22 protein-coding genes are annotated in these 21,799 nt (G+C 72.3%); 11 read left to right on the plus strand and 11 right to left on the minus strand.

All coding sequences use genetic code 11. From position 1 onward, the window contains the following. On the minus strand, window positions 1–2,977 hold a 2,977-nt coding region (locus tag EST54_RS18385; protein ID WP_244942553.1), incomplete at its 3' end, for an FAD-binding and (Fe-S)-binding domain-containing protein. Window positions 2,978–3,260: 283 nt separating this feature from the next. Here EST54_RS18385 and serC point away from each other — a divergent pair. Both serC and EST54_RS18395 read left to right on the plus strand, forming a co-directional pair. Then, on the plus strand, window positions 3,261–4,379 hold the full coding sequence (gene serC, locus EST54_RS18390; RefSeq protein ID WP_129248734.1) for a phosphoserine transaminase: 1,119 nt from the start codon (window positions 3,261–3,263) through the stop codon (window positions 4,377–4,379). A gap of 150 nt (window positions 4,380–4,529) precedes the next feature. After that, entirely contained in the window at window positions 4,530–4,952 is a 423-nt protein-coding gene (locus tag EST54_RS18395; RefSeq protein WP_129248735.1) for a PPOX class F420-dependent oxidoreductase, read from the plus strand. Window positions 4,953–5,054: 102 nt separating this feature from the next. On the opposite strand, the gene EST54_RS34875 is transcribed toward EST54_RS18395, so the two are convergent. Together EST54_RS34875 and EST54_RS18405 are read right to left on the minus strand one after the other, a co-directional pair. Continuing rightward, window positions 5,055–5,303, minus strand: coding sequence for a hypothetical protein (locus EST54_RS34875; RefSeq protein WP_174857460.1), 249 nt, complete (start codon window positions 5,301–5,303; stop codon window positions 5,055–5,057). 119 nt (window positions 5,304–5,422) lie between these two features. Beyond that, on the minus strand, window positions 5,423–6,424 hold the full coding sequence (locus EST54_RS18405; protein WP_129248736.1) for an esterase-like activity of phytase family protein: 1,002 nt from the start codon (window positions 6,422–6,424) through the stop codon (window positions 5,423–5,425). Window positions 6,425–6,555: 131 nt separating this feature from the next. On the opposite strand from EST54_RS18405, the gene EST54_RS18410 reads away from it, so the two are divergent. Further along, a complete protein-coding gene (locus tag EST54_RS18410; protein WP_129248763.1) occupies window positions 6,556–7,260 on the plus strand; it encodes a GDSL-type esterase/lipase family protein in 705 nt (234 codons plus the stop codon). Window positions 7,261–7,291: 31 nt separating this feature from the next. Here the strand turns inward: EST54_RS18410 and EST54_RS18415 are convergent, their stop codons facing one another. Then, on the minus strand, window positions 7,292–7,879 hold the full coding sequence (locus EST54_RS18415) for a TetR/AcrR family transcriptional regulator (RefSeq protein ID WP_129248737.1): 588 nt from the start codon (window positions 7,877–7,879) through the stop codon (window positions 7,292–7,294). A 230-nt stretch (window positions 7,880–8,109) separates the two neighbouring features. On the opposite strand from EST54_RS18415, the gene EST54_RS18420 reads away from it, so the two are divergent. After that, complete coding sequence (locus EST54_RS18420; protein WP_129248738.1) at window positions 8,110–9,108, plus strand: aldo/keto reductase; 999 nt, start codon at window positions 8,110–8,112, stop codon at window positions 9,106–9,108. Window positions 9,109–9,410: 302 nt separating this feature from the next. On the opposite strand, the gene thpR is transcribed toward EST54_RS18420, so the two are convergent. Both thpR and EST54_RS18430 read right to left on the minus strand, forming a co-directional pair. Then, entirely contained in the window at window positions 9,411–9,980 is a 570-nt protein-coding gene (thpR, locus tag EST54_RS18425; RefSeq protein WP_129248739.1) for an RNA 2',3'-cyclic phosphodiesterase, read from the minus strand. A gap of 126 nt (window positions 9,981–10,106) precedes the next feature. Beyond that, a complete protein-coding gene (locus EST54_RS18430) occupies window positions 10,107–10,502 on the minus strand; it encodes a nuclear transport factor 2 family protein (RefSeq protein WP_129248740.1) in 396 nt (131 codons plus the stop codon). A 138-nt stretch (window positions 10,503–10,640) separates the two neighbouring features. Here EST54_RS18430 and EST54_RS18435 point away from each other — a divergent pair, with 138 nt between their 5' ends. After that, entirely contained in the window at window positions 10,641–11,087 is a 447-nt protein-coding gene (locus EST54_RS18435) for a MarR family winged helix-turn-helix transcriptional regulator (protein ID WP_129248741.1), read from the plus strand. Between the two features lie 55 nt (window positions 11,088–11,142). On the opposite strand, the gene EST54_RS18440 is transcribed toward EST54_RS18435, so the two are convergent. Both EST54_RS18440 and EST54_RS18445 read right to left on the minus strand, forming a co-directional pair. Further along, a complete protein-coding gene (locus EST54_RS18440; protein ID WP_129248742.1) occupies window positions 11,143–12,639 on the minus strand; it encodes an MFS transporter in 1,497 nt (498 codons plus the stop codon). 29 nt (window positions 12,640–12,668) lie between these two features. Further along, window positions 12,669–13,133: a MarR family winged helix-turn-helix transcriptional regulator gene (locus tag EST54_RS18445; protein WP_006603817.1), complete on the minus strand. Its 465-nt coding sequence runs from the start codon at window positions 13,131–13,133 to the stop codon at window positions 12,669–12,671. A gap of 123 nt (window positions 13,134–13,256) precedes the next feature. Here EST54_RS18445 and EST54_RS18450 point away from each other — a divergent pair, with 123 nt between their 5' ends. Next, a complete protein-coding gene (locus EST54_RS18450; protein WP_006603818.1) occupies window positions 13,257–13,436 on the plus strand; it encodes a ribbon-helix-helix protein, CopG family in 180 nt (59 codons plus the stop codon). A 4-nt stretch (window positions 13,437–13,440) separates the two neighbouring features. On the opposite strand, the gene EST54_RS18455 is transcribed toward EST54_RS18450, so the two are convergent. Beyond that, window positions 13,441–14,913 (minus strand): NCS2 family permease, encoded by a 1,473-nt coding sequence (locus tag EST54_RS18455; RefSeq protein ID WP_129248743.1) that lies wholly within the window; start codon window positions 14,911–14,913, stop codon window positions 13,441–13,443. Window positions 14,914–15,185: 272 nt separating this feature from the next. Between EST54_RS18455 and EST54_RS18460 the strand changes: the two genes are divergently transcribed. From EST54_RS18460 to EST54_RS18475, 5 genes are all read left to right on the plus strand, one after another. Continuing rightward, window positions 15,186–15,452, plus strand: coding sequence for a DUF2530 domain-containing protein (locus EST54_RS18460; protein WP_129248744.1), 267 nt, complete (start codon window positions 15,186–15,188; stop codon window positions 15,450–15,452). A gap of 77 nt (window positions 15,453–15,529) precedes the next feature. Continuing rightward, the gene (locus EST54_RS18465; protein WP_129248745.1) at window positions 15,530–17,944 is read left to right on the plus strand and encodes an HAD-IC family P-type ATPase; all 2,415 of its coding nucleotides are present in this window, start codon (window positions 15,530–15,532) and stop codon (window positions 17,942–17,944) included. Between the two features lie 173 nt (window positions 17,945–18,117). Continuing rightward, the gene (locus EST54_RS18470; RefSeq protein ID WP_129248746.1) at window positions 18,118–18,312 is read left to right on the plus strand and encodes a hypothetical protein; all 195 of its coding nucleotides are present in this window, start codon (window positions 18,118–18,120) and stop codon (window positions 18,310–18,312) included. 75 nt (window positions 18,313–18,387) lie between these two features. Further along, window positions 18,388–18,564 carry a DUF4175 domain-containing protein gene (locus EST54_RS34280; protein ID WP_135796892.1) on the plus strand — a complete coding sequence of 59 codons (177 nt, stop codon included), beginning with the start codon at window positions 18,388–18,390 and terminating at the stop codon, window positions 18,562–18,564. Between the two features lie 273 nt (window positions 18,565–18,837). Next, window positions 18,838–19,803, plus strand: coding sequence for a LysR family transcriptional regulator (locus EST54_RS18475; RefSeq protein WP_372448224.1), 966 nt, complete (start codon window positions 18,838–18,840; stop codon window positions 19,801–19,803). A gap of 131 nt (window positions 19,804–19,934) precedes the next feature. On the opposite strand, the gene EST54_RS18480 is transcribed toward EST54_RS18475, so the two are convergent. Both EST54_RS18480 and EST54_RS18485 read right to left on the minus strand, forming a co-directional pair. After that, window positions 19,935–20,549 carry a GOLPH3/VPS74 family protein gene (locus EST54_RS18480; RefSeq protein WP_129248747.1) on the minus strand — a complete coding sequence of 205 codons (615 nt, stop codon included), beginning with the start codon at window positions 20,547–20,549 and terminating at the stop codon, window positions 19,935–19,937. A 230-nt stretch (window positions 20,550–20,779) separates the two neighbouring features. Further along, window positions 20,780–21,664, minus strand: a complete 885-nt coding sequence (locus EST54_RS18485; RefSeq protein WP_129248748.1) for a LysR family transcriptional regulator — start codon at window positions 21,662–21,664, stop codon at window positions 20,780–20,782. Window positions 21,665–21,799 lie beyond the last annotated feature (135 nt).

The raw sequence follows: 21,799 nt of genomic DNA on the forward strand, positions 1-21,799 counted from the left end.
GACGGAGGTCCTCGCGGACGGGTTCTCCTGCCGCACCCAGCTGGAGCAGCTGAGCGCCCGCCCCGGCTGAGTCGTCCTCCCCCAGCGCCTCCGCCAGGACCTCCGCCAGGTGTCGGCCGGGGCGGGCGCTCAGCTGCTCCAGCTGGGTGCGGCAGGAGAACCCGTCCGCGAGGACCTCCGTCCCCTCGGGGGCTTCCCTTACGGCGGGCAGCAACTGGTCCTCGGCGCAGGCCACCGACACCTCGTAGTGGCCGCGCTCGAAGCCGAAGTTGCCGGCCAGGCCGCAGCAGCCGCCGGTCAACGAGCCGGTGAGGCCGGCGCGTTCGCGCAGCCGGCGGTCGGCGGCGTCGCCCAGGACCGCGTGCTGGTGGCAGTGGGTCTGGCCGGCGACGGGGCGGTCGAGGCGCGGGGGCTGCCAGTCGGGGGCCAGTTCCTCCAGGGCCTGGGCGAAGGTCCGTACGGAGGTGGCCAGTCGGGCCGCCCGGGGGTCGTCGGGGAGCAGTTCGGGCAGGTCCGTGCGGAGGGCGGCGGCGCAGCTGGGTTCGAGGACGACCAGGGGGCGGCCGTCCCGGAGGAGGGGGCCGAGCACGTCCACCGTGCGGCGCATGACGGCGCGGGCCTGGTCGAGCTGGCCGGTGGAGACGTAGGTCAGGCCGCAGCACAGCGGGCGGTGGCGGCGCGGGAGGAGCGCGGCGGGGCCCGTGCGCGGGGGTGCGGTCGGCGGGAGGAGGGGGCGCAGGCCGGCCGCTTCCAGGACGCGGACGGCGGAGCGGCCGACCTCGGGGGAGAGGTGGTTGGTGAAGGTGTCGGGCCAGAGGACGACCGTACGGCCGGTGGCGGGGTGCGGGGCTCCGGTGGTCCGGCGCCGGTGCCACCACCAGTGGGTGAAGGTCTCGGTGGCCAGGGCGGGGATCGGGCGCTCGGGGGCGATCCCGCCGAGGCGCTTGCCGAGGGCGGCCAGGGGAGTACGGGCCAGGGCGTTGAGGGCGGGGGCCAGGGGGGCGGCGGCGTGCAGCCACTGGGGGAGGCGGCCCATGGAGTAGTGGGCGGCGGGGCGCAGCCGGCCCTCGTAGTGGTGGTGGAGGAACTCCGCCTTGTAGGTGGCCATGTCGACGCCCACGGGGCAGTCGCTGCGGCAGCCCTTGCAGGAGAGGCAGAGGTCGAGGGCGTCGCGTACCTCCGGCGACTGCCAGCCGTCCGTGATCACCTCGCCGGAGAGCATCTCGTGCAGCAGCCGGGCCCGGCCCCTGGTGGAGTGCTGCTCCTCGCCAGTGGCGCGGTAGGACGGGCACATGACGTCCGTCGAGCCCGGACCGGTGGTGGTGTTGCGGCATTTGGCGACGCCGACGCAGCGCCGTACGGCCGCGGAGAAGTCGCCGCCGTCGTGCGGGTAGCCGAACTCGACCGGGACCGGGCGCTTGGGCAGCGGCGCGAACCGGAGGTTCTCGTCGAGCCGGGCGGGACGGACCAGCATGCCGGGGTTGAGGCCGGCGGCCGGGTCCCAGAGCGACTTGAAGCGCTCGAAGACGCCGACCAGCTCCGGGCCGTACATCTTCGGGAGGAGCTCGGCGCGGGCCTGGCCGTCGCCGTGTTCGCCGGACAGCGAGCCGCCGTGCGCGACGACCAGCTCGCCCAGGTCGTAGGAGAACTCCCGGAAGCGGCGGATGCCGGGTGCGGTCAGCAGGTCGAAGTCGATACGGATGTGGATGCAGCCGTCGCCGAAGTGGCCGTAGGGGGTGCCGCGCAGGCCGTGCTGGGCCAGCAGGGCACGGAAGTCCCGCAGATACGGGCCGAGTCGGGCCGGCGGGACGGCACAGTCCTCCCAGCCGGGCCACGCTTCGCTGCCGTCCGACAACCGGGTGGCGGTGCCGGAGGCGTCCTCGCGGATCCGCCAGAGCGCGCGCTGACCGGCCGGGTCGGTGACGAGGGCATGGTCGGTGGTGCCGTCCGCGGCCGCCGCCCGGCACAGCGCCTCGGCCCGGGCCGCCGCCTCGCCGGGGCTCGCGCCGCCCATCTCCACGAACAGCCAGGCGCCGCCCCTGGGCAGCCCGGCCGCGCTGCCCACCAGGTCGGCGGCCATCCCCTCGACGGTCATCGGGCGGTGCGGGAGGAGGGTGTGCGCGGCCTCGGCGGCGGCGCTCTCGTCGGGGTAGCCGAGGACGGCGAGGACCCGGGCGGCGGGGGTCTCCACGAGGCGTACGGTCGCCTCGGTCAGCACCCCGAGGGTGCCCTCGCTGCCGGTGAGGGCGCGGGCGAGGTCGGTGCCCGCTTCCGGGAGCAGCGCGTCCAGGGCGTATCCGGAGATCCGTCGGGGGAGGTCGGGGTAGCCGGTGCGCAGCAGCGCCAACTCCGCGTCCACCAGCGCTTTCACCCCGTCCCGCAGCCGCGGTGGGAGGCCGGTGGGGGCGCCGGTGGGGTCCGTGCCGCGGCCGGCCCGTACCTGCTCGCCGCCGTAGGTGAGCAGCTCCAGCTCGCGGACGCTGTCGGCGGTGGTGCCCCAGGCCACCGAGTGCGAGCCGCAGGAATTGTTGCCGATCATGCCGCCGAGGGTGCAGCGGCTGTGGGTGGAGGGGTCGGGGCCGAAGGTCAGGCGGTGGGCGCCGGCCGCCGTCCGCAGGTCGTCGAGGATGACGCCGGGCTGGACGACGGCGGTGCGGGCGGCGGGGTCCAGCGACACGATGCGGTTCAGGTGCCGGGTGAAGTCCAGCACCACGCCCACCCCGGTCGCCTGCCCGGCGATGCTGGTGCCGCCGCCGCGCGGCACCACCGGCACCGCATGCTCCCGGCACACCCGCAGCGCCGCCGCGACGTCCTCGGCGTCCCGGGGCGCGACGACCGCCATGGGCACCCGCCGGTAGTTCGAGGCGTCCATGGTCATCAGCGCCCGGTCGGCCGCGGCGAACGAGACCTCCCCCCGCACCGCGGCCGCCAACTCCTCCGCCAGATTCCGCTTCTCCGTCTCCGTGCGATCAGCCATGTCCCCAGCCTGCCCACTGGGGCGGGGTCATGGCCCGTCGACGGGGCCGTTCCTTGCGAACGGCGACGGTCATTTTCGGCCGGGGGCGGCGGACGGTCCCGCCGGCCGGGGCGCCCCGTACGGGTGACGGCGGGGACGGCGCGGAGGGCGGGGGAGGAGCAGCCACGCCGCCGGCGCCCCGCTCCGTGCGGCGCCGACCGGCCCGTCCACCGTACGGGCGGCCGGCATCTCACCCGCTGGACGCGCCGCCGAACCCCGCAGCGCGACGGATTAGGCTTCCCCCGTGGCTGATATCCAGATCCCCGCTGACATCAAGCCCGCCGACGGACGCTTCGGCGCGGGCCCCTCCAAGGTGCGTACGGAGGCGCTCGGCGCCCTGGCCGCCACCGGTAGCTCCCTTCTCGGCACCTCCCACCGCCAGGCCCCGGTCAAGAACCTGGTCGGCAAGGTGCGCGACGGCGTACGCGAGCTCTTCCAGCTCCCCGAGGGTTACGAGGTCGTCCTCGGCAACGGCGGCTCCACCGCGTTCTGGGACATCGCGACGCACGGCCTGATCGAGCACAAGTCCCAGCACCTCTCCTTCGGCGAGTTCTCCTCGAAGTTCGCCAAGGCCGCCAAGCTGGCCCCGTGGCTGGACGAGCCCACCGTCATCTCCGCCGAGCCGGGCAGCCACCCGGACCCGGAGGCGGAGGCGGGCGTGGACGTCTACGGCTTCACCCACAACGAGACCTCGACCGGTGTCGCCGCGCCGATCAAGCGCGTCCAGGGCGCCGACGCCGGCTCCCTGGTCCTGGTCGACGCCACCTCGGGCGCCGGCGGTCTGCCCGTGGACATCACCGAGACCGATGTCTACTACTTCGCCCCGCAGAAGTCCTTCGCCTCCGACGGCGGACTGTGGCTGGCGGCCTTCTCTCCCGCCGCTCTGGAGCGCGCCCGCGCCGTCCACGCGTCCGGCCGCCACATCCCGGAGTTCTTCTCGCTGCCCACGGCGATCGACAACTCCCTGAAGAACCAGACGTACAACACCCCGGCGCTGTCCACCCTCTTCCTGCTCAACGAGCAGCTGGAGTGGATCAACGGCCAGGGCGGTCTGGACTGGGCGGTGCGCCGCACCGCCACCTCCTCGCGCACCCTCTACGGCTGGGCCGAGGACTCCAAGTACGCCACCCCGTTCGTCGTCGACCCGGCCAAGCGCTCGCAGGTCATCGGCACCATCGACTTCGACGAGGGCATCGACGCCGCCGCCGTCGCCAAGGCCCTGCGCGCCAACGGCATCGTCGACACCGAGCCCTACCGCAAGCTCGGCCGCAACCAGCTGCGGATCGCGATGTTCCCGGCGATCGACCCGGCGGACGTCGAGGCCCTGACGGCCTGCGTCGACTACGTGATCGGCAAGCTGTAGCAACGGGTCCGGCCCGGCCGGACCCGCACCACAGGCCCCGGCGGGCTTCCCGCCGGGGCCTGTGCCGTCGGGCGGGCCGCACCGCCGGACTCCCCCGAACGGACGCGCCGCATTGTGACCGAACGGGCCGGATGTGCCTGTATGGGTGCCATGACGAATCCCCCGGTGCCCGGCCTCGCGTCCTTCGCACGGCAAGGCACGATCTTGCTGACCACGTACAAGCGGGACGGCACCGGCGTCGGCACACCGGTCAATATCGCCGTCGACGGCGATCACGCCTATCTGCGGACGTACGGCAGCGCGTGGAAGGCCAAGCGGATGCGGAACTTCCCGGACGTGGAGATCTGCGCGTCCACCTGGCGGGGGCGGCCCACCGGGCCCGCCGTCCGGGCGCGGGTGCGGCTGCTGGATCCGCAGACCCGGGAGTACCGGCGCGCGGAGCGCTCGCTGACCCGGAAGTACCCGCTGATCCACGGGCTGCTGGTGCCCCTGGCCCACCGGCTGAAGAAGGAGCCGACGCTCCATTACGAGCTGCGGCTGGCCGAGGGGGCGAAGGGAACGGGGGAGGGGTAGGCGGGTTGCCGTCATGGAGGACGTTGTCCACCATGACGGCAACCCCGGCCCGGCCCCGTGGGCTACACCGGGCCCGCGGCTTCGTGCTCCGCCGGGCCCGGCTCACTCACTGTGGACGATCACGCAGGGCATGCCCTTGAAGGGGTGCTTGTAGCCGTAGCCCCACCACTCGGCGCACACCCGCCAGCCGTTCGGGATGTGCTGCTTGATCGACCAGGTGCGGTAGTCCGTGTCACCTTGGTTGTTGGTGTCCCCCCAGCCGCGCAGTTCCCGGCTGTAGTGGTTGCCGCTGTCCCTCAGGATCAGGTGCGCCGTGTCCTTGAACGCGTGCGGCTTGCGCGTCGTCGTCACCGACGACACATAGGTGCCGCTGCCGTGGACGGTGATGGTCTCGCCCCGGCTGGAGGAGTGGCCGGTGGCGGAAGCCGGCGTCTGCAGAGCGCCGACGGCCAGGAGCGCGAGCCCCGCCGCTACCGGCGGCGCAGCAGCCTGCGTACCCCGACGACCAGGGCCGTCGCCAGGGCGAGGACCATGGCGCCCTTGATGAAGGACGGGTCCAGGTCCTTGCCCGGACTCCCCTTCCCGTCCCGGCCGTTGGTGCCGCCCCCGTCCCCGTTCGCGGGGTCGTCCTTCGCCGAGTCCGGAAGCTGGCCGTCGCTCAGGCCGACCGGCTTGACCTCGCTGTCCGCGCCCTCGGAGCCGTACATCAGGGTGCGGCCGTCGGGGGTGAAGGTGACCGACTCGCCCTGCTGCTGGACCGGTACGCCCACGCTGCCGAGGTCCTTGGGGCGGCCGTCCTGCCAGCGGTACATCCGGGCGCCGAAGTAACTGCGCAGCGCCAGCCGGCTGCCGTCCGGGGAGAACGCTCCGTCGGTCACCCACAGATCGATCGGGGCGACCTTGCGGAAGGTGTTGGTGGCGCCGGCGGTCAGCCGCCGCGGGCCCTCGTAGAGCGCGCCGCCGCCGTCCTGCTTCTTGCTGGCGATGTAGACCCGGCCCGTCTTGGGGTGCACCATCAGCGCCTCCGCGTCCCGCGGGCCGTCCGCGTACTTCACGCTGAACTGGGTGGCGGTGACGGTGGCATCGCGCAGCGTCTTCGGCTCGGGAAGGCGGTAGATCCATACGTGGTCCCACGAGCCGCCGAGGTTGTCGCCGATGTCGCCGACGTAGAGGTTGCCGTCCGGGCCGATCGAGATCGCCTCGACGTCGCGGGGCGAGCCGATGCCGCGCAGCGTGATCCTGGCGACCGTGCGGCCCGATCGCCCGTCGACGGCGTAGAGGTACGGGCCGTCGTCGCTGTCGTTGTGGGTCCAGTAGATCCCGGGGTGCGCACGGCTGGCGGCCAGGCCGCTGGACTCGGTGATCCGGGGGTCGCCGATGGTGAAGGCGTCGGGCTCGTCGGCGGCGGCGGGCACCATGGACGCCGACCACAGGATTCCCGCGGCACCGGCCGCGCACAGAAGCGAACGCATGGGCACAGACTGCCATCCCGGACGCGGCAGGGGAGCCGAGTGCGGCCGTCGCGGGGCCGGACGGGCGGGGCGTGGCCAGCGTCACGTACCGGGGAGTAGGGGTTCTCGGCCATCATGACCGGATGAGGATCATGTTCGTCGGTGACTCGATGACGATAGGGAGCACCGGCGATTTCACCTGGCGCTACCGGATGTGGCAGCACCTGAACGCGACGTCCGGCGACCCGTACCGCATCGTCGGCCCGCGCCGCGCGCTCCATGACCCCGTCACCGGCGACGCCTCCTCGTCCGCCTACGCCGACCCGGGCTTCCCCGAGGAGGCCCGGTGCCATCTCGCCGGCTGGGGTGAGGGCTGGCTGCACATGGCCCCGCTGATCGGCGACGCGGTGCGCCGGTACGAGGCCGACACCCTGCTCGTCTCGCTCGGCCTGATAGACCTCGGCTTCTACACGAACGCCGAGCAGACCGCGGAGAACGTCCGGCGCTTCGTGGCCGGCGCCCGACAGGCCGCGCCGCACGTCCGGGCCGTGCTGATGCCGGTGATACCCAATGTGCGGGCCGCGACGGACGCCGCGTTCGGTGCGCAGTGCGCGCGCTTCAACGAGCTGCTGGCCAAGGCCGTCGCCGAGTTCTCCCTCCCCGGCTCGCCGTTGCTGCTGGCCTCCGAACCGGGCGGATGGGACATCGAGCGCGCCACCTACGACGGCACTCATCCCTCGGAGTGCGGCGAGCACTTGCTGGCGGCGGCGTTCGCCCAGGCGATGCATCAGGCGTGGGGCGTCGGCGGGCCGTACCGCGCCGACGCGGTGGCCGGCGCGGCCGTGCCGGCGCGGTGAGGTGCGCGGCCCGCGGGCGGGCCGGTGCCGCTCAGGAGGGCACCGCCGCCGTCCACGAGTCGGCCAGCGCGCACAGTTCCGCCAGCGCCGCCTCGGTGCGCTCGCGGTCGCCGGTGACCAGGAAGTCGGTCCGCAGGCCCGCGTAGGCGCTGTTCAGGAAGGTGGCACGGACGCGCGCCGCGGCGGGGGCGAGGCCGCGGGCCTGGAGGGCGCCGGCCACGAACTCGGCGCGGTCCGCGAGGAATGCGGGGACCCGGCCGCCGAGCCGGCCGGCCGCCGCCAGGCCCTCGATCTCGTGGAGGAGCCGGGTCGCGCCGATGTTCTCCGGCTCCAGATGGCGCCGCCAGGAGTCCCGCACGATCGCCCCGACGCCGCGGGTGGTGTCCTCCCAGCCCTCGGTGGCCCGCAGCTGCCCGTGCTGTATCTCGTCCAGCCGCTGGAGCACGGCCGTCAGCAGCGCGTCCTTGTCCGTGAAGTGGTGGGTGAGCACCCGTGTGCTGTGCCCGAGCGCCTGGGCCAGCGGGCGCAGGGAGAGTTGGGCGATCCCGGTCTCGGCGAGGTGACCGATGACCGCATCGAGGATCTCGGTACGGCGGTGCGGGTCGCGGGGCCTGGCCATCGGTCGGACTCCTTGTGCTGCGGGGATCTCTGGCCCCTAACTGTGGCCCCCCGCACTCCGGGGCCGTTCGGCGGGGGCGGACCGCCGCCCTACGCCGGGCGGCCGGGCCCGCCGCCGCGCCCCGGTGCGGGACCCCGCCGCGGTCTCGCCACGGCCGCCGGACACACGCCGACCGCCACCCCCGAACGGTCCTTGCTTCGAGCGCGCTTCAAGGCGTTGGCTGAACAACCATGAAGTACACGCAGCTCGGACGCACCGGACTCAAGGTCAGCCGACTCGTCCTCGGCACGATGAACTTCGGACCCCAGACGGACGAGGCCGACAGCCACACGATCATGGACGCGGCGCAGACCGCGGGCATCAACTTCTTCGACACCGCCAATGTCTACGGTTTCGGCGCCGACAAGGGCCGCACCGAGGAGATCGTCGGTTCCTGGTTCGCCAAGGGCGGCGGCCGGCGCGACAAGACCGTGCTGGCCACCAAGGGCTACGCCAACATGGCGCCGGAGGGCGACAAGGTCTGGCCCAACCACGACAAGCTCTCCGCGCTCAACATCCGGCGCTCGGTGGACGCCAGCCTCAAGCGGCTGGGCACCGACTACATCGACCTCTACCAGTTCCACCACGTCGACCGGGACACGCCCTGGGACGAGATCTGGCAGGCCATGGACGTCCTCGTCCAGCAGGGCAAGATCCTCTACGTCGGTTCCTCCAACCACGCCGGCTGGCACCTCGCCCGCGCCAACGAGACCGCCGCCCGCCGCGGTTCGTACGGCCTGGTCAGCGAGCAGTGCCTGTACAACCTCGCCGAGCGGCGGGCCGAGATGGAGGTCATCCCGGCCGCCGAGGGCTACGGCCTGGGCGTCATCCCCTGGTCGCCGCTGTACGGCGGGCTGCTGGGCGGCGCGCTGCGCAAGGAGCGCGAGGGTGGCGGGGGCCGCTCGGCCGTCGGACGCTCGGCCGATTCCCTCGCCAACTCCGCGATCCGCGCCCGGATCCAGTCCTACGAGGACCTGCTCGACAAGCACGGTATGGAGCCCGGTGAGGTCGCGCTGGCCTGGCTGCTCACCCGTCCCGGCGTCACCGGCCCGATCGTCGGCCCGCGCACCGCGGACCAGCTCGCCTCCGCGCTGCGCGCCGTCGAGCTGACCCTCACGGACGAGCTCCTCGCCTCGCTCGACGAGATCTTCCCCGGCCCCGGGCCGAGCCCGGAGGCCTTCGCCTGGTGAGGCGGGGTGGGCGCCCGGAGCCGGCTCCGGGCGGACGCCGGGCGCCCGTCGGCGGCCGCGGCGGTGCTCAGCGCAGCGCCGCCGCCACGATCACGACGACGAGCAGCACGGCGAGAAGTCCGGACATGATCCGGTTACGGGTCTTGGGATCCACCCCCTGAGCGTAACCGGGGCAGTTCCGGGCGATTCAGCGGCCCGGGCCGATCGCGGCCGGGACGAGCAACCGGACGGGTCCCGGCCGCGGACGAGCACTGCTGTGGGCGGGCACCGCCGTGGACGAGCGGCCGGCCGGGCCCGGCGGCTCAGTGGCCGAGCGGCCAGGACCCCACCTCCTCGTAGTGGGGCTGGCGGCCCGCCTCGCCGGGCGCGGGCAGACGGCTGTGCATCAGCGAGAGGGTGTCGACGGTCCAGGAGGTGCCGGCGAACTCCTTGAGCGCGTGCGCGTACGGACGCAGGTCCAGGTGGGGGACCCGGTTCCGGGCCAGCGTGAGGTGGGGCGTGTACGGGCGGTGCTCGTCGTCCATGGGGAGGCCGGCCCGGCGGCCCGCCGCCGACGCCGAGTCGGCGAGCCGGCGCATGGCGGGGCGGTCGCCGTCGGCCCCGGCCCACACCACCCGGTCCGAGAAGCGGCCCCCGCCGGCGATGCGCAGCTCGTAGGGGTCACGACGATGCGCGGCGCGGGCCAGGCGCTCCCGGAGCCCGGGGACCAGGTCCTCGGGCACCTCGCCGTAGAAGGCCAGGGTGAAGTGCCAGCCGTCGCGGCCGGTCCACCGCAGCCGGTCGGCGGCCGGGAGCGCCTTCAACTGCGCGACCTCGGCGGCCAGTTCTTCCAGCGCGCGAGCGGAGGGCAGGACGGCGGCGAAGAGTCTCATGCGGCCAGTGTGGCGCAGCACACCTGCCGTCCGGCGGAGGCCGGAGCGGCCGCGGACGCCGGCCCGGCCCGGCGCCACGGACGGCCGTGGTGGGCAGCACGGCCGTCCGCGCCCTCCTGCGGCTCGTCATCCCCGGGCGCTGCCCAGGTTCCGGTCCGCGTCGGCCCCTTCGAGCATGAGGGTGACCTCCTCGATACGGCGGAAGCGGCCGTCGGCGGCGAATTCGGCGAACACGTAGACCTCCGTGCGCACGGCGGAGCCGTCCTTCTTCGTGACGTGGACCGTGTGCCGGTCGGCGTAGCGGAGGCCGTCGGACAGCTCGTCGTGGACCTCGATGGAGCCGTCGGCCACGACCGTGCGGAGGTGGGCGATGTGCTGGAGGAACTCGTTGCGGTCGGCCCACTGACCGTCCGTGCGCTGGCGGTAGTCGGGGGCGAAGTGCCGGTCGGCGGCTTCGTCGAGGTCGAGTGCGGGAGTGAAGAGCAGGTCGGTGAGTGCGGCGGCGATACCGGTGCGGTTCATGGCGCGATCCTTTCGAGACCCCGGGACTGCGTGTCGAGCCCCTGGGAATGCGTGGCGAGACCTGAGAATGCGTGCGCTGCGCACGCTTCGCCTTCACTGTAACGCACATGCGTGCGTCGCGCACGCTATTCTGGGGTGATGAAGAAGACCGAGGTAGGAGACGAGATCGCCGCTGCCCTGGGCGTGCTGCTCAGGCGCAGCACCCGCACGGAGCTGTACCGAACGCTGACCGACGGCATGGGGGAAGCCCTGGACGAGCTGACCTACCCGGTCCTGAGCGGGCTGGCCAGGACCGGGCCGCGCAGCGCCGCCCACCTGGCCCCCGACGTGGGACTCGACCGCTCCGGCGTCACCCGCCGCGCCTCCAGGCTGGAGGAGGCCGGGCTCGTACGCCGCGAACCGGACCCCGCGGACCGGCGCGCGACGCTGCTCGCCCTCACGAGCGAGGGCGAGCGCACGGTGGACATCCTGCGCCAACGCCTGTCCGCCCACATCGAGGCCAGCCTCGCCTCCTGGCCCGCCGACGAGGCCAAAACCTTCGCGCGCCACCTCCAGCGCTTCGTCACCGAGGGGCCGTTCGCCTAGGGGGTGTCTCTCCGATCTCCGTGGGCCTGCGAGGGCCTGTCCGATGCGTCAGGCCCTAGGCAGCCGGTGCCAATTCCTTTTCCTTCTCCGCGGACGAGGTGCTCTTGCAGCTCCGGGGGACGACGGCGACGTGCTGTCGGCCCCTGCGCAGGTCGATCTTGAGGCGCAGGCCGCCCACCCGCGCGAGGATCAGACCGATGACGACCGCGGCGCCCATGGAGATCGCACCGCCCGCCACGAAGCCGGTCCGGGGGCCGAAGGTGTCGGTGACCCAGCCGACGATCGGGGCGCCGAGCGGGGTGCCGCCGACGAAGACCATCATGAACAGGCTCATCACCCGGCCCCGCATCAGCGGATCGGTGGCCATCTGGATGCTCGAATTGGCGGTGACATTGATCGTCAGGCCGACCATGCCGATCGGGGCGAGGAGCGCCGCGAAGACCCAGAACGACGGGGCGAGCGCGGCGGCGATCTCCAGGGCGCCGAAGAGCAGCGCGGCACCGACCAACAGCCGCAGCCGGGAGCCGGCCCGGCGGGCGGCGAGCAGCGCGCCGATCAGCGAACCGGCCGCCATCAGGCCGTTGAACAGGGAGTACGTGCCGGCGCCCTGGTGGTAGACGTGGTGGGCGAACGCGGTCAGCCAGATCGGGAAGTTGAAGCCGAAGGTCCCGATGAAGCCGACCAGCACGATGGGCCAGATCAGGTCGGGGCGCCCGGAGACATACCGCAGGCCCTCCCGCAGCTGCCCCTTGCCGCGCGGGGCCCGCTCGACCTCGTGGAGCTCGGACGTCCGCATCATCAGCAGTCCGGCGATCGGGGCGAGGAACGACAGGCCGTTGAACAGGAAGGCCCAGCCGCTGCCGAACGCGGTGATCAGCACACCGGCGACGGCGGGCCCGATCAGCCGCGCGGACTGGAAGTTGGCGGAGTTGAGGCTGACGGCGTTGCTCAGCTCGTCCCGGCCGACCATCTCGGAGACGAACGCCTGCCGGCAGGGATTGTCGACGACGGTGACCAGACCAAGAGCGAAGGCGACCAGGTAGACGTGCCAGACCTGCACCTCTCCGCTGAGCGTGAGCACGGCGAGGACCAGGCCGGTCAGGCCCATGGCGGACTGGGTCAGGAACAGCAGCGTGCGCTTGGCGAAGCGGTCGGCGATGACGCCGCCGTAGAGGCCGAAGAGCAGCATCGGCAGGAACTGCAGCGCGGTGGTGATACCGACCGCGGCGGAGGAGCCGGTGAGGCTGAGCACCAGCCAGTCCTGGGCGATGCGCTGCATCCAGGTGCCCGTGTTGGACACCATCTGGCCGGTGGCGAAAAGGCGGTAATTGCGTATGCGGAGCGAGCTGAACGTGCCCTTGCGCGGCGTGGCGGCGGGGCCTGCGGTGAGCGCCGGGGCTGTGCCCGGGGCGGTCGCGGTCGCGTCGTCGGAATCCGCGTCGTCGGAATCCGTGTCGTCGGAAACCGTGTCGTCGGGGACTATGTCGCCGGAATCCGTGTCGTCGTGGGAGTGCGGTGCGGGGGCGGAGTGTGCTCCGGATCCCGTACTCAAAGTGGGTTCGCCTCCTCGGGCTTGGTGTTCTACAACTGGGCGAGCTTCTCCAGTACCGGCGCGGCGGCGCGCACCTTCGCCCACTCGTCCTCGTCCAGCCCGGAGGCCAGCTCGGCGAGCCAGGCATTGCGCTTGCGGCGGCTCTCTTCGAGCATCGCCTCGGCCTGTTCGGTCTGGGTGACGACCTTCTGACGGCGGTCGTCGGGGTGCGGTTCGAGCCGGACCAGCCCCTTGGCCTCCAACATGGCCACGATGCGGGTCATCGACGGGGGCTGCACATGCTCCTTGCGGGCCAGCTCCCCGGGGGTGGCGTGGCCGCAGCGGAACAGGGTGCCGAGCACCGACATCTCGGTGGGGCTCAGCGATTCATCGACCCGCTGATGCTTGAGCCGGCGCGACAGGCGCATCACGGCGGACCGCAGCGCGTTCACCGCGGCTGCGTCGTCTGGGGGCACCTCGCGGCCGTCAGGCTCGGGGCGGGACAGTTCCGGCATGTTCCTTAGCGTAACTTATTACCTTCGCTAAGGAAACCCGGAGTCCCCGTGCAATCACCCGAACGAGTGAGGGCGCGGGGGAAAGTGACGCGCCTGACGGCAGGAGGACGGGACCGTGTCCGCATGGGATCGCAAGTGCTCAGCGTGCGGGTGGACGGGGAACTGCTGGAGCGCATACGGCAGCACGCCGCAAAACGCGGAATGAGCGTCCAGGACTATGTCGTCCGGACGCTCATCCGCGAGGACTTCGACGAGCGGTTCCACTCTTCGCTCGACAAGTCGGAGAAGCTGGGGTTCCAGTAGCCGGCTACTTGACCCCGAGGGCCTGCTCGATCGGGTGGAGCAGGAAGTAGACCAGGAAGAAGAACCCGACGACGTTCAGCAGCCAGGGGATCTCCTTGACTCGCCCGGTCGCCGCGCGCAGCAGGATGAAGGCCAGGACGCCCATGCCGATGCCGTTGGTGATGCTGTACGAGAACGGCATCGAGATCATCGTCAGGAACGCCGGGATGCCGATGGTGAAGTCGCCCCAGTCGATGGCTTTTACATTCGAGGCCATGATGAGGAAGCCGACGACCACCAGGGCGGGCGTCGCGGCCTGCGAGGGGACGACGGTCGCCAGCGGCGTGAAGATCAGCGCGAGCAGGAAGAGGCCGCCGGTCATCAGGTTCGCCAGACCCGTGCGGGCGCCCTCGCCGACACCGGCGGTGGACTCCACGAAGCAGGTGTTGGCGGAGGCGGAGCCGAAGCCGCCGCCGGCGACCGCGAGGCCGTCGACCATGAGAATCCGGCCCATGTTCGGCAGCTGACCGGTCTCGTTGTCCAGCAGCTCGGCCTCCTCGCCGACGCCGATGATGGTGCCCATCGCGTCGAAGAAGCCGGACAGCAGCACGGTGAAGACGAACAGGCAGCCGGTCAGCACACCGACTTCCTTGAAGCCGCCGAACAGGCTGATCTGCCCGATCAGCCCGAAGTCCGGGGTGTCGATGATCTTGCTCGGGACGTTCGGGACCGCCAGGCCCCAGGCCGCGTCCGGGATCGTCGCGACGGCGTTGATGACGATCGCGAGGACGGCCATGCTGACCATGCCGATCAGGATCGCGCCCCTGGTCTTGCGGACGACCAGCACGAACATCAGCACCAGACCGATCACGAAGACCAGCACCGGCCAGCCCTGGAGCTGTCCGCCCTGACCGAGACCCATCGGGACGGTGGTGTGCGCGGCGTCCGGGTTACGGGTCACGAAGCCCGCGTCGACCAGGCCGATCAGCGAGATGAACAGGCCGATACCGATGGCGATGGCGCGCCGCAGGCCGTTGGGGATCGCATCCATCACCCGCTGCCGCAGACCCGAGGCGACCAGGATCATCAGCACCAGACCGGCGAGCACGACCATGCCCATCGCGTCCGGCCAGCTCATCTTGGGCGCGAGCTGCAGCGCGACCACGGCGTTGATGCCCAGGCCCGCCGCGATGGCGATCGGGACATTGCCGATGACGCCCATCAGGACCGTGCTCAGACCGGCCATCAGCGCGGTGGCGGTGACCAGCTGGGCGTTGTCGAGGTGATGGCCGAACTTGTCGACACCGGAGCCGAGAATGATCGGGTTCAGCACGATGATGTAGGCCATCGCGAAGAACGTCGCCAGCCCGCCGCGCAGTTCGCGGCCGACCGTCGACCCCCGCTCGGAGATCTTGAAGAAGCGGTCGAGGGCGCTCTTGGGCGGCTTCGGACCAGGGCTCTCGGGGGTGTCGACCGGCGTGGTGGCCGAGGAGGGCATGCGGGGACCTCAGTAGGACGGGCCTGGGCAGGCGCGGGGGCCCGAGGGCCCGGAACACGTACGGATGCAGAAGCTGACGGATCAGCTTGGATGAATCGACGATCCATTCCAGTCAGATCCAGAAAGGTTCAGTATGAATAAACAATTCGTTGATCGCTATCTCCGCGCGTAGACCCTTGGGGGGCAAGCCTTCGCGCCCGCTCTCGTACGCCCCGCACCCTCCCCTTACTCCGCCCGCGGCCGCCGCGTCCCCTCCCCGTAAGCTGAGCACCATGTGGAAGAAGTCCGAACTGCGCGAGGCCCCGGCGCCTCTGGAGGGCCCCGTCGTCGGCACGGTCATCGGCGGCACCATCATCTGGTTCGTGCTCTTCCTCGGCCAGCTCCCCTTCTACGGCTGGTACGCCGACCATGGCCACGCCTGGTGGGTGTGGAGCTGTCTGGCCGGCGGCGGCCTGGGACTGGTCGGCATCTGGTACGTCCGCAAGCGCGACGCCGCGATCAAGCGGGCCGCCGCGGCGGCGGCCGACGCCGAATCCTGAGCGCAGCGCCTCCTCGCCGCTCGGGCCTCCACCCATCCAGCGGGTGAAGTGCACCTTCCGCCCGTAACGTCGAGGGCATGACGGAGCGGGCGAGGTCCGACACCGGGCACCCCGGCCCCGGCGGTGAGCCGGCCGGCCGGCCGGTCCAGGAACCGGTCAACCCCGGGCTGACCGCCGCCGAGGTCGCGGAGCGGGTCGCCCGGGGCGAGGTCAACGACGTCCCCGTACGGTCCTCCCGCTCGACCGTCGAGATCGTCCGCGCCAACGTCTTCACCCGCTTCAACGCGATCATCGGCGTGCTCTTCGTGATCATCCTGATCGTCGGGCCGCTCCAGGACGGCCTGTTCGGCTTCGTCATCGTCGCCAACACCGGCATCGGCATCGTCCAGGAGCTGCGCGCCAAGAGGACGCTGGACAACCTGGCGGTCATCAGCGAGGCCCGACCGACCGTGCGGCGCGACGGCACCACCCGGCAGATCCCCACCGCCGAGGTCGTCCTCGGCGACCTCATCGAACTCGGGCCGGGCGACAAGGTCATCGTCGACGGCGAGGCCCTGGAGTCCGACGGCCTGGAGATCGACGAATCGCTGCTGACCGGCGAGGCCGACCCGGTCCTCAAGAAGCCGGGGGAGCCGGTGATGTCGGGCAGCTTCGTGGTGGCGGGCGCCGGTGCCTTCACCGCGACCAAGGTCGGCCGGCAGGCGTACGCGGCCCAGCTCGCCGAGGAGGCCAGCCGGTTCACCCTGGTCCACTCCGAACTGCGCACCGGCATCAGCCAGATCCTCAAGTACGTGACCTGGATGATGATCCCGACCGCGATCGGCCTCATCCTCAGCCACCTGCTCACCCTCGGGCTGCCCGGCGACGCGGCCATCCGCCGCATGGTCGCCGGCATCGTGCCGATGATCCCCGAGGGCCTGGTGCTGCTCACCTCCGTCGCCTTCGCCATCGGCGTGATCCGACTCGGCCGTAAGAAGTGCCTGGTCCAGGAGCTGCCCGCGATCGAGGGGCTGGCCCGGGTCGATGTGGTCTGCCTGGACAAGACCGGCACGCTGACCGAGGGCGGGATGGACGTCAAGGCGCTACGGGTCCTCGACGGCGACCAGGCGTACGCCGCCCAGGTCCTGGGCGCGCTGGGCGCCGCCGATCCGCGCCCCAACGCTTCCCTCCAGGCGGTCATCGACGCCTATCCGGCGGACGGCACCTGGCGCTGCACCCGGTCGCTGCCGTTCTCCTCCGCCCGCAAATACAGCGGCGCGATCCTCAGCGGCACGGACGGCGAGCGCACCGGTTGGCTGCTCGGCGCCCCCGATGTGCTGCTGCCGCCCGGCGACCAGCGCCTCACCGACGTCGACGACCTCAACGCACAGGGCCTCCGGGTACTGCTGCTGGCCCGGTCCGCGCGGGAGCTGGACGACCCCGAGGTCGCCCGGGGCGTGCGGCCCGTCGCGCTGGTCGTCCTGGAGCAGCGGCTGCGCCCCGACGCCCCCGACACCCTGCGCTACTTCGCGGAGCAGGGCGTCCAGGCGAAGGTCATCTCCGGCGACAACGCCGTATCGGTCGGCGCGGTGGCCGCCCACCTGGGGCTGCCGGGCGCCGATGCCCCGGTGGACGCCCGCGAACTGCCCTCCGACAAGGCCGCGTTGGCGCCCGCACTCGACCGGGCCGCGGTCTTCGGCCGCGTCACTCCGCAGCAGAAGCGGGACATGGTCGCCGGTCTCCAGTTGCGCGGCCACACCGTCGCGATGACCGGTGACGGCGTCAACGACGTCCTCGCCCTCAAGGACGCCGACATCGGCGTCGCCATGGGCTCCGGCTCCGAGGCGACCCGCGCGGTCGCCCAGATCGTCCTGCTCAACAACAGCTTCGCCACGCTGCCTTCGGTCGTCGCCGAGGGCCGCCGGGTGATCGGCAACATCACCCGGGTCGCCACCCTCTTCCTCACCAAGACCGTCTACTCGGTCCTGCTGGCGATCCTGGTGGCCTGCTGCCAGATCCCCTACCCCTACCTGCCGCGGCACCTGACGCTGCTCTCCACCCTGACCATCGGGATCCCCGCGTTCTTCCTGGCGCTGGCCCCCAACAAGGAGCGCGCCCGCCCGCACTTCGTCCGACGGGTGATGCGGTACGCGATCCCCTCCGGCCTGATCACGGGCCTCGCCGCCTTCACCACCTACCTCCTGGCCCGCAGCTACTACACCGGCGCCGGCGCCCTCTCCGCCGAGACCAGCGCCGCGACCCTGACCCTCTTCCTCGCCGCCCTCTGGGTCCTGGCGATCATCGCCCGCCCGTACACCTGGTGGCGGATCGCCCTGGTCCTGGCGATGGGCCTGGCCTTCGTCCTCGTCCTGGCCACCCCCTGGCTGCAACACTTCTTCGCGCTGCGCCTGGTCGGCACGACGATGCCCTGGGCAGCCGTCGCCATCGCGCTGGTGGCGGCGGCCCTGCTGGAGATCACCTGGCGGTGGGTGGGCCGACGGTTCCCGGCCTGAGGGGGCGGCGATTTCCGGTCCGGGGGCGGGGTGTTGGCCTTGCTGCACGCGGGGCCACGATTCCCGGCCGGTACGCCCGGCGGCCGCCGCGGTCCCGCCCGCCGTCTCGGCCCGGTCACGGTCACCACCCCCGCATGCCGGCGCCCGCCCCGCCACCCCTAGAGTCCGCGTACATGACATTCCATCCGGGGGGCCGCGCGTACGAACTGCTGGCGCGCTCGCACCACCACTCCAGCCATGTCAGCCACTACTCGACCGGCCACCACCACACCTCAGGCGTCACCTTCGGCGGCTGGTGGATGATCGTGGTCGGCGCCGCCATCGCCTTCGTCTGGGTCTTCGCCAAGCGGAAGTTCGGCTCCCGCTGACGGTGGAAGCGCCCCTCTGCCCCGCGCCCGCCGCCCGGCGCCCCGATCCCAGCCGTCCCAGTACACTCCGGCCCCATGACATTCCACTCGGGGGACCTGACGTACAGGGTGCTGGCCCGCTCGCATCACCACTACCACCACTACAGCGGCGGCACCGGTGACGGTGCCGTCGACTGGTGGGTGTGGCCCCTCCTCGCCCTCTCCGCGATCGTCGTCATCTGGAGCCTCGTCAAGCGGTTCCGCTCGAACTGACCCCGCACCGCCGGGTCCGCGAGGAAGTCGGCGGCGCGCGGGCCGCCGGCCCGGTGTCGCAGGCAGGGCGTGGTGGGCAGGGCCTGACCGGTGAGGGAGAGGAGCGGAGCGGCTCTCCCCTGTGCAGTCGCTCCGCTGATCTCCTCCGTCGGGCCGGTCGGTGGTGCTGCCGCTGCCGCTGCCGGTCCGCAACCTCTTGATCTTCGGTGTTCGGGCGGGTGAGGGGAACCCGGAGCCTCATGACGATGTGTGACCGATTGATAACCTCCGTGCATGACGGAAGAGGGGCGGAGCGCGGGCGACTTGGGCGAGTTGGGGATGGTTTCCCGGCATGCGCCGAGCGTTCAGCAGCTGGAATCGTTCCTGGCGCTGGCGGAGGAGCTGCACTTCGGCCGGGCGGCCGCGCGGCTGTTCCTGACGCAGCCCGCGCTCAGCCGTCAACTGCGGGCGCTCGAAGAGCGGTTGGACGTGTTGTTGGTGCAGCGCTCGCGTCGTCATGTCGAGATCACCGCGGCAGGTGAGGCGCTGCTGCCGAAGGCGCGTGCCGTGGTGGAGGCGATGGCCGGTCTGTGCCGGGCGGCCGGCGCCCATGCCCGGCAGGTCGACGGACGGCTGGTGATCGGGTCCATCGGCGCCGAGGCCGCGATGCCGTACACCCGGGCCATTCTCGACGAGCTGCACACCCGCCATCCGCGGCTGCGGACCAGCGTCCGGGGCCTCGATCTCGCCACCCACTTCGACGCGTTGGAGCGGGGCGAGGTTGATGTGGTGTTCCTGCGTCCGCCGGTGCCGCCCGGTATCGAGACGCTGGTCCTGGCCAGTGAGCCGCGGGTGGCGTGTCTGCCGGCCGACGACCCGCTGGCCGGGCGGGACGAGGTGCGGCTGGCGGAGCTGGCCGGACGCACCGTGGTGGACATTCCGCCGCCGTGCCCCCGGGTGTGGTGGCGGTTCTGGGCGGCCGACCCGCGGCCGGACGGCTCGGTCGTGCGGTACGGGCCGATGGTGCCGGACATGGAAGCGCTGCTGCTCGCCGTCTCCCGGGGCGAGGCCATGGCCTTTCTGCCGGCCGTCGCCCGGCAGTTCTTCCCCCGGCCCGGCGTCGGTTACGTGGCGGTGCCGGATCTGCCGCCGGGCACCGCCGCCCTGGCATGGGCCGCCAGGAACCGTGCCCTGCCCACGGTCGCCGCCATCCGGCAGGCGGCCGCCGCCGTACTGCGCCGCACACCCGCGGCCCGGTAAGGCCGGCGCAGTCCGCACCATGTCCGTCCGCACCATGTCCGTCCGGACCATGGGTGCCCGCTGCGGTAGCCCGCAGACCGGCCACGGCCGGTCGGGGTGCCGAGCGGCTGTCGGTACCGAGCGGGCGGTCGTCAGCCGTCGCCGGGGGCCCGCCAGATATTGCTGAAGGCCTCCTCGTCGATGGCTCGCCGCTGGCGTTCGAATTCCAGCTCCCGCACCGCGTCATTGACGGCGGCGAGCACTGTCGCCACCGCGTCGTCGGTCACCTCCGGCGGGTCTTCTGTCCGCCCGCCGCGGATCCCGAGGGCCGCCGCAAGGGCGGCGAGGACGGGCTCCTCCGAAGCCAGGCGGTTCGCCGCCGCGCGGCGCGCGGGCGAATCGGCCAGCGTCAGCCGACCGGTCCGGACGCGCAGCCAACGGCGGCGGGGTTGGGTGAGCTGCCCCTCCGCCTCAAGGGCGGTCAGATAGGCCGTGGCGAGGCCGCGGCCCCTGCGCCACAGCCAGTCGTCGACCGACTCGTACGGCGGTTGCTGGGTGAGCGACGACGCGGCTTCGTCCATGAGGCGATCCGCTACGGCGGGCCGGTAGCCCGGCACGATGCGGTCGCCGTCCAGGCTGATGGCCCGGGCTTCCAGCAGGTCGATCAGCTCGGCTCCCGCGAGCGCGAGCGACACCTCGCCGCGCTCCCGAGTGGGACTGGACTCCATGTCCATGGCAACGAACAACAGGTCCCGCGGTGTGGTCATGAAGGGCTCCACGTCAGGGGCATCGGGAGCGATGCGTCGCTGAGCAACTGACCCGGCATCCGGCGCACCGCCGGCGGCACCGGACGGGCTTCTCGGCCCGCCGGTGAGCGCTCCCTCCTACGAGCTTATGGAGCGAGGACGGCGACTGCCATCCCACACCGGGCCCGTCCCGCCGGGGGGAGCGACCGCCGCGCACGCCAGGGCTTCGGGTCGCAGCGGTTGGCGTCTCCTCAGCGGGCGCGCCGCGGCTCTCCGCCCGTCGCCCTCCCGATGACGTCGCGGGCCAGTGCGATCAGGTCCGGGATGCGGGGATGGCCCGGCTCGTCGCGCCAGGCGAGGACGACCGGGACCGGTGGCGCGTCGGTCAGCGGGACGTACGCCATGGCGGGGTGCGGGTGCATCTCGGCGGTGGCGGAGGTGGTGACGCCCACGGCGCGGCGGCCGGTGATGGCGGCGATCCAGTCGTCGGCGTTCCCGGTGGTGATCGACGAAGCGGGGCGGGCCCCGGCGGGCCACAGGTCGAGGGTGGTGATGCCGGAGACGGTGTTGAGGGCGATGGTGCGGTCGGTCAGCTCGGCGAGGGAGAGGCTGGCGCGCCCGGCGAGGGGGTCGTCGGCGGGAACGCCGGCGACCCGGGGTTCGGTGGTGAGCTGCTCGGTGACCAGGCCGGGGGCGCGGACCTCGCCGCGCAGCAGGGCGGCGTCCACGTCACCGCGGGCCAGGCCGGCGGTGCGGTCGTCGATGCGGAGGAGTTCGAGCGGGGTCCCGGGGTGCTCCTCGCGCCAGCGGCGCAGCAGCGCGGTGGTGTCGGTCCCGGCGGCCGACCAGGCGTGACCCAGGCGCAGCGGCCAGTCGGTGTGGTGGGCGGTGGCGAGCGCCCGGTCGAAGGCGGTGACCGCGATCCGGGCCCGGTCGCGGAACGCCCGGCCGTCCGGGGTGAGCGCGAGATGGTGCGTGGAGCGGTCGACGAGCCGGATCCCCAGCTCCTGCTCCAGCCGGTGCAGGGTGCGGGAGACGGCCGGCTGGGTCAGATGCAGGCGCTCGGCGGCGCGGGTGATGCTCAGGGTTTCCGCGATGGCGAGAAAGCAGCGGAAATGACGCAGCTCGATGGTCATGCGTGCGGAGCATAACAACAGGAAAAGAGGCATTTCACGGACCGGAAGGGTGGGCCGTAGCGTGGTGGCGTGAATGCTTCGCCCGAGAGCCCCGAGGGCCGTGTGCCCGCCACCGATGCCCCCACCGCGCCTGCC

The organism is Streptomyces sioyaensis, from assembly GCF_004122735.1.
Classification (GTDB): domain Bacteria; phylum Actinomycetota; class Actinomycetes; order Streptomycetales; family Streptomycetaceae; genus Streptomyces; species Streptomyces sioyaensis.

What these genes read in the sequence shown, in the direction of transcription:
- EST54_RS18395 (WP_129248735.1), top strand. Translation starts at nt 4,530, where the DNA reads ATGACGAATCCCCCGGTGCCCGGCCTCGCGTCCTTCGCACGGCAAGGC.
- EST54_RS18405 (WP_129248736.1), bottom strand. Translation starts at nt 6,424, where the DNA reads ATGCGTTCGCTTCTGTGCGCGGCCGGTGCCGCGGGAATCCTGTGGTCG.
- EST54_RS18410 (WP_129248763.1), top strand. Translation starts at nt 6,556, where the DNA reads ATGTTCGTCGGTGACTCGATGACGATAGGGAGCACCGGCGATTTCACC.
- EST54_RS18415 (WP_129248737.1), bottom strand. Translation starts at nt 7,879, where the DNA reads ATGGCCAGGCCCCGCGACCCGCACCGCCGTACCGAGATCCTCGATGCG.
- EST54_RS18420 (WP_129248738.1), top strand. Translation starts at nt 8,110, where the DNA reads ATGAAGTACACGCAGCTCGGACGCACCGGACTCAAGGTCAGCCGACTC.
- thpR (WP_129248739.1), bottom strand. Translation starts at nt 9,980, where the DNA reads ATGAGACTCTTCGCCGCCGTCCTGCCCTCCGCTCGCGCGCTGGAAGAA.
- EST54_RS18430 (WP_129248740.1), bottom strand. Translation starts at nt 10,502, where the DNA reads ATGAACCGCACCGGTATCGCCGCCGCACTCACCGACCTGCTCTTCACT.
- EST54_RS18435 (WP_129248741.1), top strand. Translation starts at nt 10,641, where the DNA reads ATGAAGAAGACCGAGGTAGGAGACGAGATCGCCGCTGCCCTGGGCGTG.
- EST54_RS18445 (WP_006603817.1), bottom strand. Translation starts at nt 13,133, where the DNA reads ATGCCGGAACTGTCCCGCCCCGAGCCTGACGGCCGCGAGGTGCCCCCA.
- EST54_RS18450 (WP_006603818.1), top strand. Translation starts at nt 13,257, where the DNA reads ATGGGATCGCAAGTGCTCAGCGTGCGGGTGGACGGGGAACTGCTGGAG.
- EST54_RS18455 (WP_129248743.1), bottom strand. Translation starts at nt 14,913, where the DNA reads ATGCCCTCCTCGGCCACCACGCCGGTCGACACCCCCGAGAGCCCTGGT.
- EST54_RS18460 (WP_129248744.1), top strand. Translation starts at nt 15,186, where the DNA reads ATGTGGAAGAAGTCCGAACTGCGCGAGGCCCCGGCGCCTCTGGAGGGC.
- EST54_RS18465 (WP_129248745.1), top strand. Translation starts at nt 15,530, where the DNA reads ATGACGGAGCGGGCGAGGTCCGACACCGGGCACCCCGGCCCCGGCGGT.
- EST54_RS18470 (WP_129248746.1), top strand. Translation starts at nt 18,118, where the DNA reads ATGACATTCCATCCGGGGGGCCGCGCGTACGAACTGCTGGCGCGCTCG.
- EST54_RS34280 (WP_135796892.1), top strand. Translation starts at nt 18,388, where the DNA reads ATGACATTCCACTCGGGGGACCTGACGTACAGGGTGCTGGCCCGCTCG.
- EST54_RS18475 (WP_372448224.1), top strand. Translation starts at nt 18,838, where the DNA reads ATGACGGAAGAGGGGCGGAGCGCGGGCGACTTGGGCGAGTTGGGGATG.
- EST54_RS18480 (WP_129248747.1), bottom strand. Translation starts at nt 20,549, where the DNA reads ATGACCACACCGCGGGACCTGTTGTTCGTTGCCATGGACATGGAGTCC.
- EST54_RS18485 (WP_129248748.1), bottom strand. Translation starts at nt 21,664, where the DNA reads ATGACCATCGAGCTGCGTCATTTCCGCTGCTTTCTCGCCATCGCGGAA.